We start from the raw sequence: 13303 nt of genomic DNA on the forward strand, positions 1-13303 counted from the left end.
AATCCTTATTAAGTAAAGTCAGCTAATGGGTGGTTGTTGGCGTTCCACGGGGATGTGGTCAGTTGGTCAATTCGGCTTTGTTCTACGGTTTCAACATCGCTAAATAACCATTTAGGTTGGCGGTCTTTATCGATCAGTAACGCCCGAACCCCTTCGCAAAAATCCCCTATTGAGCAACAATTAACGCTGACACCAAGCTCCCATTGAAAACATTGCGCTAAACTGAGTTCAGTGCCTAATTGGGCTTGGGCAAAAATTAAATGCCAGCTGAGTGGGCTGCCCGCCAAGGCGGTTTTCTGGGCTCGTTGTAGCCATTCAAGCTCAGTGTTTAAGGTCGATAATTGATGATGAACATCTAAAATATCGCCCGCCATTAATAAATCGATTTGAGTTTGAAATTGCTGTAAAGGACTGTCTGGTAGAGTCGCTAAATGCGGCTGGGTCATCGTGGTGAGTAAATCACTTAACAACTGATGATTACGCTGACTGTCTTGGCTCCAATTAAGCTCGGCCATGGCATCAAATAACAGCTCTTGTTCATCGCTCGGTAAATAATGATTTCCCAACTCTACATACAACGCATCGGCGGCGTTCATGTTGTAGGCGGTTAAGCCTAAAAATAGCCCGGTCTTGCCTGGCATACGATTTAAAAAGTAACTGCCACCAACATCAGGATATAAACCAATCGTCACTTCTGGCATCGCGATTCGACTGCGCTCAGTGACAATACGATGACTGCCGCCGGCCATTAAGCCTAAACCGCCACCCATGACAATACCGTCGCCCCATACTAAAACGGGTTTACCAAACTGATGGAGTAAGTAATCCAGCTGATATTCTTGGGTAAAGAAACCACACGCTTCATCGGTAATGGTGTTGGGATTAGCAATAGATGCATGGTAAATGGCACGCACATCACCTCCGGCGCAAAATGCTTTTTCGCCCGCACCTTGTAGCACCACACACGCAATGCTGTCGTCGTTTTGCCAGCGAGTTAATTGAGTTTGCATCGCGGCAACCATATCGAGGGTTAACGCATTGAGCGCTTTTTCGATGTTAAGGGTCACAATGCCAATCGATTGGCCAGAGAGTGTGCCGAGTGTTTGAAATATTACATCTTGAGTCATTAGCAGTTCTTCCAGATTGCGGCGCGTTTTTGTAAAAAGGCGTTCACACCTTCAGCTTGATCTTCAGTATCAAATAGCCCGACAAACAATTCGCGCTCAAGCGGCAGGGCTTGAGTGCGCGGCATGTGTCGCCCCGCTTGAATTAAGGTTTTGCACACACTCACACTACTCGGTGACTGTTTAGCGACTTTGGCAGCTAAGGCAACGGCAGCATCTAGTGCCTGGCCTTTTTCGACCACTTCTTCAACTAGGCCAATTTTTTCTGCTTTAGCAGCATCAATACGTTCGCCACATAAAATCATGCGTTTTGCCCATCCTTCACCCACTAATGCGGTGAGGTTTTGCGTGCCACCCGCACAAGGCAGTAAACCTACGGTCGCTTCAGGCAGTGCCATTTGCGCTTGGGCTTCGGCAATGCGTAAATCGCAGGCTAACGCGACCTCTAGGCCGCCACCCATGGTGTAACCGTTAATGGCGGCAATGGACACTCCACGAAACGAACTTAAGGTTTCAAAGGCTTCGCCAAAATGTTTTGCCATGGTCGCTGCATTGCCTTTATCGCCATCGGCAAATAAATTTAAATCGGCACCTGCTGAAAAAAACTTTTCACCTTGACCTGTGATCACTAAGGCATAAATATCGTTGTTTTGATTCAGCTTGATAATGGTTTGCTTTAATAACTGTAAGCTGTCTGCGGTCCAGGTATTGGCTGGCGGGTTGTTAATCGTCAAAATGGCCGTGTGACCAATAATATGCTCAATTAATGCGGTGTGGGTTGTCATCATTTACTGTCCTTAGATTAGGGCTAGTGAGTCGCGAGAGTATCAACGCATTACAGAATTGGGTGAGCATCACTGGCAAGTAAACGACGAGCAATAATCAGGCGCATAATTTCGTTAGTGCCTTCTAAAATCTGATGCACGCGCACATCGCGGAAGTGACGCTCAAGCGGATACTCGCGGATATAACCGTAACCACCATGGATTTGCAGCGCGCTGTCACACACTTGAAAACCTACATCGGTCGCAAAGCGTTTGGCCATGGCGCAATAGGCGCTGGCTTCTGGGTCTTGAGTGTCGAGTTTAAATGCCGCTAAACGCACCATTTGGCGGGCAGCAACTAACTCTGTTGCCATGTCGGCTAATTTAAATTGCAGTGCTTGGAAAGCCGCTAACGGTTTGCCAAATTGCTTACGCTCGTTCATGTATTGTGTCGCGCGCGTTAATGCGGCCTGCGCAGTACCAATTGAACATGTGGCAATATTGATGCGTCCGCCATCGAGCCCTTTCATGGCAAAAGTAAAACCCTGGCCTTCTTCACCGAGTAAGTTAGCGGCAGGCACGCGCACGTTTTCAAAGCTGATAAGTCTTGTAGGTTGAGCATTCCAACCCATTTTATCTTCCGCTTTACCATAAGTAACGCCTGCAGCATCTGCGGGTACCGCAATGGCAGAAATCCCTTTAGGGCCTGCTTCGCCGGTACGGCACATCACCACTAATAATTCGGTTTCACCAGCACCAGAGATAAACATTTTAGAACCGGTAATGAGATAATCATCACCATCACGCACGGCTTTGGTTTGCAATGATGCTGCATCACTGCCAGCACCTGGCTCAGTTAAACAGTAAGATGCTAATAATTGCCCTGTGGTTAAACCTTCTGACCATTGTTTACGTAAGGTTTCGGTACCCCAGGTGGTCACCATCCAGGTCGCCATATTATGAATGGTTAACATGGCTGTTGTAGCGGTACAACCGTGGGCTAATTCTTCAAAAATAATTGACGCATCTAAACGAGATAAGCCCATGCCGCCTTCTGACTCTGGCGAATACAAAGAACAAAAACCCAGTTCACCGGCTTTTTGAATCACGTCTTTAGGAAAATGATGTTCTTCGTCCCATTTTGCAGCAAATGGCGCAAGTTCTTCGGCTGAGAATTGACGAGCTAAATCAGCAAATTGGCGTTGGTCTTCGTTTAAATTAAAATCCATGCTGGACTCCTAATATTGTCTTAGATGACTCTTGGGTCATTTAGTCACTTGCTCACTGCAGCTTAAGTTGCTTGGCCATTATGTAAGGGAAAACAATGGTGTGAATCAAGATAGTCTTGTTGTACTTCGATTAGATTGTCGCGATATATCGATGATGTATCGCGACAAATGGTGACTCATCACAGCACACTTATTTTAAGTTAATGCTCATGTTAGGGCCGCTAACGGCTTCTGAGTCAAACCAACGCGTGGTGATGGTTTTAGTTTCAGTGCAAAAACGCACAGCTTGCTTACCATAGGCGTGTTGGTCACCATAGAAACTGCCTTTCCAACCGGTAAATGAGAAGAACGGTAATGGCACAGGGATAGGAACGTTAATGCCCACTTGACCCACTTCAATTTCATGTTGGTACTTACGCGCTGCGCCGCCTGATGCAGTAAAGATTGACGTGCCGTTGCCGTATGGGCTGTTGTTCACAAGCTCAATCGCATCGTCTAATGTTTCAGCTTCCATACAACACAGTACAGGGCCAAAAATCTCTTCTTTGTAAATGCTCATGTCGGTAGTGACATTGGTGAACATAGTTGGGCCAACCCAGTTACCAGACTCATAACCTTCAAGAGTAAAATCACTGCCGTCTAGTACGCAATCGGCACCTTCTGCTTTGCCCTGGGCAATCAGTTTTAACACGCGCTCTTTGGCTGCAGGGCTGATGACAGGGCCGTAAGCGGCGTCTTTGTCATCCCATAAACCTGGACGCACTTTGGCTAAGGCTTCTTTTAACTCAGGGATCCACTCTTTAGCTTTACCGACAAACACCGCCACGGAAATGGCCATACAGCGTTGACCCGCAGCGCCAACCGAAGCACCAACCATGTTATTAATCACTTGCTGCTTGTTTGCATCAGGCATGATCACGCAGTGGTTTTTAGCACCCGCAAACGCTTGCACACGTTTTAGATTATCAGTACCTGTTTTATAAATGTATTGACCAACGCCCACTGAACCGACAAATGAGATCGCTTTAATGGCTGGGTCTCTTAACAAAATATCGACTGCGGTTTTGTCGCCATGAATAAGCTGCAACACGCCTTTTGGCGCACCCGCTTCAACAAACAATTCCACTAAACGCTGTGGCGTCATTGGATCTTGTTCAGACGGTTTTAAAATAAAGGTGTTACCGCAGGCAATCGATAACGGGAACATCCATAATGGGATCATGGCAGGGAAGTTAAACGGGGTTATACCCGCACACACGCCAAGCGGTTGCGTATAACTGTAGGTGTCGATATTACGCGCGACGTTTTCAACGGTTTCGCCCATCATTAACGATGCAACATTACAGGCATGCTCAGCGACTTCAATGCCGCGCCATACATCGCCTTTAGCGTCTTCAAATGTTTTACCGGTTTCTTGCGCCAAAATGGTCGCTAATTCGTCGTGATGTTCTTTGAGCAAATGTTGGTAACGCAACATGACGCGCGCACGCTCAGACACAGGCACTTCTTTCCAGGTCTTAAACGCTTCTTTGGCGCTGTGAATAGCCAATTCGACTTCTGCTGTTGTCGCGCAATTAATTTTTGCGATAACGCTGTTGTTAGCTGGATTGGTCACATCGATATTGCGATCGCCGCTGCCAAAAGTGAATTCGCCATCAATGTAATGCTTAACTTGTGTGATCATGTTGCTTCCCTCGATCCTTGAATATCTTGAGTGAGCTAGGCTCACTCTTATTGAGTGACTGCACAGGTGATGCGATTATTTTGCTTGTCAGTCTCACATGTTATGTGGCTGCATTTGCCTCTACCTGTACAGTGGTCTTGTCGAACTTAGTCTTGTCTAACTTAATCTTGTCTAGCTTGCTTAAACCTCAATCGCCATGGCTGTGGCTTCGCCGCCGCCAATACAAAGCGAGGCAACACCACGCTTAAGCCCTTGAGCTTTTAACGCATAAATCAATGTCACTAACAAACGTGCGCCCGAACAACCAATTGGATGACCTAAAGCACATGCACCGCCGTTAATGTTGACTTTGTTGGCGTCTAGCCCTAACTCAGATATTGCTAACATGGTCACCATGGCAAATGCTTCGTTAATTTCATAAAGGTCGACGTCATCTTTGCTCCACTGCACTTTGTCGAACAGTTTTTGCATTGCGCCTACTGGCGCCGTTGTGAACAACGATGGTTCTTGTGAATGGGTGGTGTGACCTTTAATGGTGGCCATGACGGTTAAACCTAATTCGCTTGCTTTAGCGCGAGTCATTAACATTAATGCTGCGGCGCCATCTGAAATTGAACTTGAGTTAGCTGCGGTAATGGTGCCGTCTTTGGTAAATGCTGGGCGTAATGTGGGGATTTTTTCAGGGCGGGCATTACCTGGTTGCTCATCGGTGTCGACGGTGACATCACCACGACGGGTACTCATGGTGACAGGCACCACTTCATCTTTAAAAGCACCGGAGTTAATTGCGGCGTTCGCTTTTTCGAGTGAGCTTAGTGCAAAGGCATCCATTTGCTCACGCGTTAGGCCAAAGTCATCGGCAGTTTTCTGGGCAAAAGTGCCCATTGCACCACCGGTATAAGCATCTTCAAGGCCATCTAAAAACATATGGTCCATGACTTTGCCATGGCCCATACGCATGCCACCACGGGCTTTGTCGAGTAAGTATGGCGCCTGGCTCATGCTTTCCATGCCGCCCGCAACAACCACTTGGCTGCTGCCAGCTTTAATTAAATCGTGCGCTAACATCACGGTTTTCATACCTGAGCCACACACTTTGTTTACTGTTGTTGCGCCAACGCTTAATGGCAAGCCTGCACCCAATGTTGCCTGTCGAGCGGGTGCTTGACCAAGGCCGGCTGGCAACACACAGCCCATTAGCACTTCATCTACGCTGTCGCCGCTTATGCCAGTTTGTGCCAAAAGGCCTTTAATCGCGGCAGCCGCTAATACTGGAGAAGCGACCTCAGACAATGCACCTTGAAACCCACCCATTGGTGTACGTTTCGCGGCAACAATAACGATATCTTGACCTGTTTGCTCTGTACTCATAACCACTCCAATTTTTATGCGCATAAAAAAATATCAAAAACAATATCACACCACTTTGACGTTGACGCTAACGTAAAGCAAGTAAAAAATGGTCTAAAATGTGATGTTAATCAGATGGGGTTGTCATTGCAGATTTACACTTGATAGAAAACGAGATGAGATTCTAGATAACTTTCTGTTTATATTGACATAAAATACTGGTCACCTTGGTCGCACTAGTGAATATAGCCAAGGTTAAACTTTAGTCTACTGAGGTTGATAATGAGAGGTTATTGTGGTTAAAAACAAAAAAGCCGCGATACCTTAAGGTATGACGGCTTTTAGATTATGAGTGGCTGATTATGGTTTTTTGTTTTCCCATGGTGTTTTTGCGCTCATGTCGTTTAAGTCATACGGCGTTAACTGATACACATAATAATTAAGCCAATTACTGACTAACAAACTGCCATGGCTATGCCAACGCGCTATAGGGTCTTGAGCGGGGTCGTCATTACGATAGTAGTTTTGCGGAATGTCTGGATTTAATCCCTGGCCTAAATCGCGAGTGTATTCATCGTTAAGGGTGTCTTTTTGATATTCAGGATGACCCATGACAAATAAATTACGATTGTCGCGACTGATCGCAATGTAAGCACCAGCCTCATCAGACTCGGCCAACACTTCAACCTCTGGGTGTTGACGTAACTCTTCAACATTCATCTCAGCAAAGCGTGAGTGCGGCGCATAAAATTCATCGTCAAAACCACGCAACAACGGGTGTGGGTCGCTGGTGCGACTGTGATTAAATACGCCAGAGCGTTTATTTTGCAGTAGCTGACGCTTTAAACCATACAAATGATATAAGCCAGCATGAGCCGCCCAGCATAAAAACAGTACCGAGGTGACATGATTTTGCGACCAGTCGATAATTTCGCGAATATGATCCCAGTACACCACATCTTTAAAATCGATTTGTCCAAGCGGTGCGCCGGTAATGATTAAGCCGTCATAATTGTTATGGCGGACCTCTTCAAAATCACGGTAAAAAGTATTCATGTGGTCGACTGAGGTATGCTTTGATTCTTTGTCGTGAATACGCAGCAAATCAACTCCAACCTGCAACGGCGTATTACCCAACAATCGCAGCAATTGAGTTTCGGTCTCAATTTTGTTTGGCATTAAATTCAAGATCAGCACCCGCATCGGACGAATGTCCTGATTGGCGGCGCGGGTTTCAGACATCACGAAAATATTTTCTGACTCTAAAATACCTGCTGCGGGAAGATTATCTGGAATTCGAACCGGCATACGACTCACCTTTTTGGGTTAATTAAACACAGACCATGTGTGTAGTGATAAATAAATAGGCAACGTGCTGTAAATCAATATGTTTCACCGATCACAGTTTCAACATTCTGCAAAAAAGCTAACTGAGCACACCAAGCTGATGTCGTTAGCGATACAGATTAACGCTAGACCTTGATAACACGCGATATAAGCAATAGTCACACAAGCACTCATTGATGTCATCAATCATACACAAGGATGTCTAGAAGTCTACACGTCTTAAGTTGAATTTTTTTCTCTCTTGTTATCAAACGAGGTTATTCCTATTATGAGTCATTGATAATCATGAGGTTAACTATGTCTGTCGCGACAGCAATGATCATTGGTGCAGGCTCTCAACTCAGCCAGGCGCTTGCAAAGCAATTATCGGCTCAACAGGTGTCTTTAATGCTTTTTGTGCATGACCCTGAATCACTCGAACAATTTGCTCAAAGCCTTCCTGGCGAGGTCAGCGTTTATCCGCTCGCCATTGACCAGCCACAAATGTTAATCGAACAGCTTAATCAAGCGTGGAAGCAACATAATGGCGCTCATTTAGTGATAGTGAACACTGGGGTAAACGAATACGACCCTTCGCTACCCTGGTCTATTGACCAACAGGCTATTAACGTTAATGTAATGGGATTTGCAGCGGCCAGCCAATGTGTTTTTAAATTAATGTGTGAGCAAGGCTATGGTCAATTAGCCGCAATTAACTCCATTGCAGGGCAACGCGGCGGCCCCAACGTGGCTTACCACGCCTCTAAAGCCTTTGCCGCAAATTACCTGCAAGGGTTGAGCATGCATGCACAGCGCTTAAAGTTGCCGGTAACGATTAGCGATATTCAATTAGGCTTATTTGATAAAGCGGTGCACTTAAATACTCAATTACTCCTGTCGCCCATTGATAAAGTGGCAACGCAAATACTAACAGCACTTAAAAAGGGAAAACGCCGCGTGTATGTCACCAAACGCTGGCGCCTTGTGGCATGGATAAACCGTATACTGCCCGAATATATTTATAATACTCGCCATTGGAAACCGAAAAAGAAACGCGGTTAACTTTACGCTTGGTTAATCTTGATGGCACAAAACAAAACAGGAACCTAAAAGGTTCCTGTTTTTGTCTCTACGATATAAGTCTTTAGAAAGTATAACCTACGCTAATCATATAAACCCAAGGGTCGATATCGGTTTCAACCACCACATGATCTGCCCCCATATCAAAGCTCACATCTGTAGAAATTTGCGCATACCATACCGAGGCGTTCACGAGCCATTTTTTATCAATCTGGTAATCAATCCCGACCTGCGCCGCAACACCCCAAGAGTTAGACATCGACAGATTATCTAGGCCTAAATCTTTGGCATCTTGATTAAAGTCATTGTCAAAAAAGTTAGTAAAGTTAACCCCTACCCCAACATATGGACGCAGTACAGACTGTGCATCACCAAAATAATACTGAGCAACTAATGTAGGTGGTAAGTGTTTAGTGTTGGCAATAACACCTAATTCACCTAGCGATACATCATGGCTAAATGGCGTAGCGGCTAATAACTCAACGGCAATGTTGTCGGTCAGCATATAACCAAAGTTAAGGCCTAATTGCGTGTTGTTATCAACGGTAAACTCTGCGACACCAGCAACAACAGGACTTGATTCGTTAGGCGCCACCGTTGCACTACCCGCACGAACAATAATGTCACCCGCTTGATGCGCAGCAGCACCAAAAGATAAGCCAGCAGATAGTAATGATGCAGCAACTAAACCTAGGGTAATTTTCTTATTCATTTTCAAACTCCATGACAGCAATAAATAGATGTAAGCCTGTAACATCCTTAACAATTGCCGCTAACCTACCTAAGTTATTCATTAACAATATTGATTTAGATCAATAAAATTGCACTACCCCTATTGAGGTAGCATATTGCATGTCTCGAGCTTGATTTAGATCACAAAACGACTAGCAAAATAGACTAAAGATGCATTTATAAGTTAGCTTATGCGATGAAGATCATGGGCTTATGGCTGAATGGAATGTAAATGTTGAAAACACATGATGCCATAGCAAATCGTCATATTGAGTGAATGTGATATGGCATGATTGGGTCATGCAACCATCGCTAACTAGCGAGTTAGCGATGGTTTGAAAGTGGGATTTAAACTGATAGCAAAAAACTAGCTGGCGTCGTGTTGCTGCTCTGGCGCGGCATCGGCAAACGCCGATAACTGATTACAGGCGAGGTCAATGCGCACAATATTAGGAAAGTCATCAAGCGGGACATTAAAGCGCTTTGCATTGTAAACCTGTGGCACCAAACAAATGTCTGCCAAACTGGGTGTGTCACCGAAACAAAAACGGCCAGAATACTGGCTTAATTGCGCTTCTAACGCGGTAAAACCTACTGTTATCCAATGTTGATACCAACGCATTTTATCGGCATCAGACACGCCCATGTCTTTTACTAAGTATTGTAATACCCGTAAATTGTCTAACGGGTGGATTTCACACGCAATGGCTTGCGCCATACTACGCACAATGGCGCGATGCTCAATATTGCTCGGCAATAAGGCTTCTTTTGGATACTTTTCTTCGAGGTACTCAATAATGGCCAGTGATTGCGATAAATTAAGCTCGCCTTCTATGCCATCATCAACCAGAGTGGGCACAAGATGTTGCGGGTTAAGTTGGTGGTAAGCCTGTGAGTGCTGCTCTCCGCCATTATTAACCAAATGCACTGAAACCTGCTGTGCCGTTAACTGCTTTATATTTAACGCGATACGCACACGATACGCTGCGCTTGAGCGCCAATAACCATAGAGCTTCATGTTCTATCCTCTTTTTAGTTTTAGTTTTAGTTTTAGTTAGCCATTAATAACAAAAAAGGCAATAACGATAATACGTTATTGCCTCTTAATAAATACCGCGACAGAACCTTTACGCTTTATATTCAACGACTTTTTGGTCGATAGAACCAAAAATACTCACGCCATTTTCGTCAAACATTTCAATTCGTACGGTGTCCCCAAATTGCATGAACGGAGTTGTTGCTTTGCCGTCGGCAATGATTTCTAGCATGCGTTTTTCAGCTAAACAGCTTGAGCCCGCACTGCGGTCATAATTTGAAATTGTGCCAGAGCCAATAATCGCACCAGCACCTAATGGACGGGTTTTAGCCACATGCGACACTAACTGACTAAAGTTAAACGTCATGTCGACGCCTGCATTTGGGCGGCCAAATAACTCACTGTTTAAATGAGTCACCAGTGGCAAATGCACCTTGCTGTCTTGCCACTTGTCGCCTAATTCATCTGGGGTTATCGCAATCGGTGAAAACGCACTTGATGGTTTCGATTGGAAAAAACCAAACCCTTTACCGAGCTCACCTGGGATTAAGTTACGTAATGACACGTCGTTAACCAGCATTAATAGTTTGATGTGCTTAGCGGCATTGTCAGCCGAGACCCCCATGGCGACATCATCGGTGACAATCGCAATTTCTGATTCAAAATCGATACCGTATTCTTCACTGGCCATTTCAATGTCGGCTTTAGGTGCAATAAAGCTGTCTGAACCACCCTGATACACTAATGGATCGGTCCAAAATGATTCTGGCATTTCAGCGCCGCGCGCTTTACGCACTAGCTCTACATGGTTAACGTATGCGCTACCGTCTGCCCATTGATAGGCACGCGGTAATGGCGATAAACAACGTGCTTCATCAAAAGCGATGGCGTTATCCATTTGACCGTCATTTAATGCTTCATATAATTCGCTTAACTGTGGATACAATAAATCCCATGCATCGAGTAATTGCTGCATTGTTTTAGCAATGGCAGGCACGGCTACCGTTTTGGTCAAATCTTTACTGACTAACATCAATTGGCCGTCGCGACGTCCGTTGTGATAACTTGCAAGTTTCATTATTGCTCCTAAATTCTGGGTGGCATCCGCGCTTGAGATCAAAATGAATGGCATTTTGCATTCATTTTGATCATAAAAAGCCGAAAAATCCTAGCATGTGCGCCAAATCACGCGGTACTGAAATAAATCGTAATTTGTACATTATTATTTACAGGCGATAAAAAGCCACTCTAACACTGGTTTACAGGATTAAAATGAGCAAAATGCAAGCAATTAGCTGGCATTAAATCGTTACATTACTTTTTCTTACTAATATTATAATCGCGCAGTTTATTGGCAATGGCGGTATGAGATACACCGAGCTTTTTCGCCAACTGTCGCGTACTTGGATATGCAGGATACAAACGGCGCAATAAACCCGATTCATACTCTTTCATGGCTTCGTCGAGTGTGCCTTCAAACTCTTCGTCGAAATAGCCAAAACCTTCGGCATAAGACGGCAGTTTAAGCTGCTCGACTGTCAGTTCGGTTGAGCCATCCCACATCGATACCGCTCTAAAAATGGCATTTTTAAGCTGACGCACGTTACCGGGCCAGGCATAAGTAAATAAATAGTCACGGCAATTGGCTGAAATACGACGCAGCGGGCTCGATAATTGTTGACTGTAATGCTCTAAAAACATCTCGGTCAGTGGTATCACATCCACTTTGCGTTCACGCAGAGACGGCATGTGATAACTCAACACATGGATGCGGTAATATAAATCTTCTCTAAACTCACCCGTTTGGCATAGTTCAGCGAGGTTTTTCTGAGTCGAGCAGATTATGCGCACATCTGCGCGCACTTCTACGTCGCCACCGATACGTCTAAACGTGCCGTCTTGCAGCAAACGAAGCAACTTAACCTGGGCCGCTTTAGACATTTCGGCTATTTCATCTAAAAAGACTGTGCCGCCTTTAGCTTCTTCAAATAAGCCGCGTTTCACTACGGTACCGTTAGTGACAAAACCAAATAATTCTTCTTCTGCCACACTGTCTGGCAATGCTGCACAGTTAATAGCAATAAACGGATGTTCACGGCGCATACTTGCGTCGTGACTGGCGCGAGCCATTAACTCTTTACCGGTTCCGGTTTCACCGGTAATCAATAGCGGCGCATCAAGCTGGGCCATACGCTTAGCTTGCTTTAATACGTCTTTCATTTTGTCGCTATTGGCTAATACATTGTCAAAACCCGTGGTTTGGTTTTGCAGTGCATTAAATTGTTTACCCACTCGGGCTGGAGATTTAAGTGAAATCACCGCACCGGCTAAAATAGTGGTGTCGTCATCGTCTGGTAAATAAATCGGCAACATTTCAGCTAGGTATTCATTAGAATTAATTTGCACACGAGTGGCCTGGGCTAACACTGGGGTTTCGCTCATCCAACGGGCAAAGTTAAAGCCTTGCACCCAATGGTTTAATGATTCGTCGACCACTTCATGCTCTGCCATGCCGAGGGTTAATAGTGCTGACTCATTAGCAATACGAATACGCCCTTTTGAATCAGTTGAAAAAACCGAATCTGGCAAGGTTTTGAGTAATGTTTTTAAGGCGTAGTGCTCTTGTTCTGATGGCATAAAAGACACGGTACGTACATCATGTACACTTTCGACTTTACGGATTTGTGGCATCAGTTCACGCAAGGTTTCGAAACTGATTTCTGCAAATTGCAAAAATAGGAAACCTTTATTACTGGCATCAATGGCAATTAAGTTAATACCATGTTTTTCAAGCACAACGAGGATGTCTTTCGCTAAACCCACGCGATCAATACAGCTGACTTCCAAACGCATATGTAACGATTCCCTATTTATTAGTGTTTTGTGACGGAAATTTGTGACAACGTTAGAGGGATATTGCTTCGGTGGCAAGTGAAGTTTACAGTAGAATTGTAACAGACAGATTGTTCAGCATGTTA

Annotated in this window: 11 protein-coding genes; 1 reads left to right on the forward strand and 10 read right to left on the reverse strand. The window is 44.9% G+C overall.

Going from position 1 to position 13303, the window contains the following annotated elements:
• Nucleotides 1–8: 8 nt before the first annotated feature.
• From AC19MV_RS18290 to metA, 6 genes are all read right to left on the reverse strand, one after another.
• Nucleotides 9–1127: an enoyl-CoA hydratase/isomerase family protein gene (locus tag AC19MV_RS18290; RefSeq protein WP_498309333.1), complete on the reverse strand. Its 1119-nt coding sequence runs from the start codon at nucleotides 1125–1127 to the stop codon at nucleotides 9–11.
• Nucleotides 1127–1909 (reverse strand): enoyl-CoA hydratase, encoded by a 783-nt coding sequence (locus tag AC19MV_RS18295; protein WP_498309406.1) that lies wholly within the window; start codon nucleotides 1907–1909, stop codon nucleotides 1127–1129. Before AC19MV_RS18295 ends, AC19MV_RS18290 begins: the two co-directional genes overlap by 1 nt.
• Nucleotides 1910–1959: 50 nt before the next feature.
• Nucleotides 1960–3117 (reverse strand): acyl-CoA dehydrogenase family protein, encoded by a 1158-nt coding sequence (locus AC19MV_RS18300; protein WP_498309335.1) that lies wholly within the window; start codon nucleotides 3115–3117, stop codon nucleotides 1960–1962.
• Between the two features lie 190 nt (nucleotides 3118–3307).
• Nucleotides 3308–4801, reverse strand: a complete 1494-nt coding sequence (locus tag AC19MV_RS18305) for a CoA-acylating methylmalonate-semialdehyde dehydrogenase (protein WP_498309337.1) — start codon at nucleotides 4799–4801, stop codon at nucleotides 3308–3310.
• 180 nt (nucleotides 4802–4981) lie between these two features.
• Nucleotides 4982–6172: a thiolase family protein gene (locus AC19MV_RS18310; protein ID WP_498309339.1), complete on the reverse strand. Its 1191-nt coding sequence runs from the start codon at nucleotides 6170–6172 to the stop codon at nucleotides 4982–4984.
• Nucleotides 6173–6511: 339 nt separating this feature from the next.
• Nucleotides 6512–7459: a homoserine O-succinyltransferase MetA gene (metA, locus tag AC19MV_RS18315; protein ID WP_498309341.1), complete on the reverse strand. Its 948-nt coding sequence runs from the start codon at nucleotides 7457–7459 to the stop codon at nucleotides 6512–6514.
• Between the two features lie 336 nt (nucleotides 7460–7795).
• On the opposite strand from metA, the gene AC19MV_RS18320 reads away from it, so the two are divergent.
• On the forward strand, nucleotides 7796–8539 hold the full coding sequence (locus AC19MV_RS18320; RefSeq protein WP_498309343.1) for an SDR family NAD(P)-dependent oxidoreductase: 744 nt from the start codon (nucleotides 7796–7798) through the stop codon (nucleotides 8537–8539).
• An 82-nt stretch (nucleotides 8540–8621) separates the two neighbouring features.
• Here the strand turns inward: AC19MV_RS18320 and ompW are convergent, their stop codons facing one another.
• The 4 genes from ompW to tyrR all read right to left on the reverse strand — a co-directional run bounded on the left by ompW (nucleotide 8622) and on the right by tyrR (nucleotide 13178).
• Nucleotides 8622–9269, reverse strand: a complete 648-nt coding sequence (gene ompW, locus AC19MV_RS18325; RefSeq protein WP_498309345.1) for an outer membrane protein OmpW — start codon at nucleotides 9267–9269, stop codon at nucleotides 8622–8624.
• Between the two features lie 387 nt (nucleotides 9270–9656).
• Nucleotides 9657–10307: a maleylacetoacetate isomerase gene (gene maiA, locus AC19MV_RS18330; protein ID WP_498309347.1), complete on the reverse strand. Its 651-nt coding sequence runs from the start codon at nucleotides 10305–10307 to the stop codon at nucleotides 9657–9659.
• Between the two features lie 109 nt (nucleotides 10308–10416).
• Nucleotides 10417–11403 (reverse strand): fumarylacetoacetate hydrolase family protein, encoded by a 987-nt coding sequence (locus AC19MV_RS18335; RefSeq protein ID WP_498309349.1) that lies wholly within the window; start codon nucleotides 11401–11403, stop codon nucleotides 10417–10419.
• Between the two features lie 236 nt (nucleotides 11404–11639).
• Nucleotides 11640–13178: a transcriptional regulator TyrR gene (gene tyrR, locus AC19MV_RS18340; protein ID WP_432401376.1), complete on the reverse strand. Its 1539-nt coding sequence runs from the start codon at nucleotides 13176–13178 to the stop codon at nucleotides 11640–11642.
• Between the last annotated feature and the right edge of the window lie 125 nt (nucleotides 13179–13303).

This window comes from Shewanella sp. MF05913, from assembly GCF_059758095.1.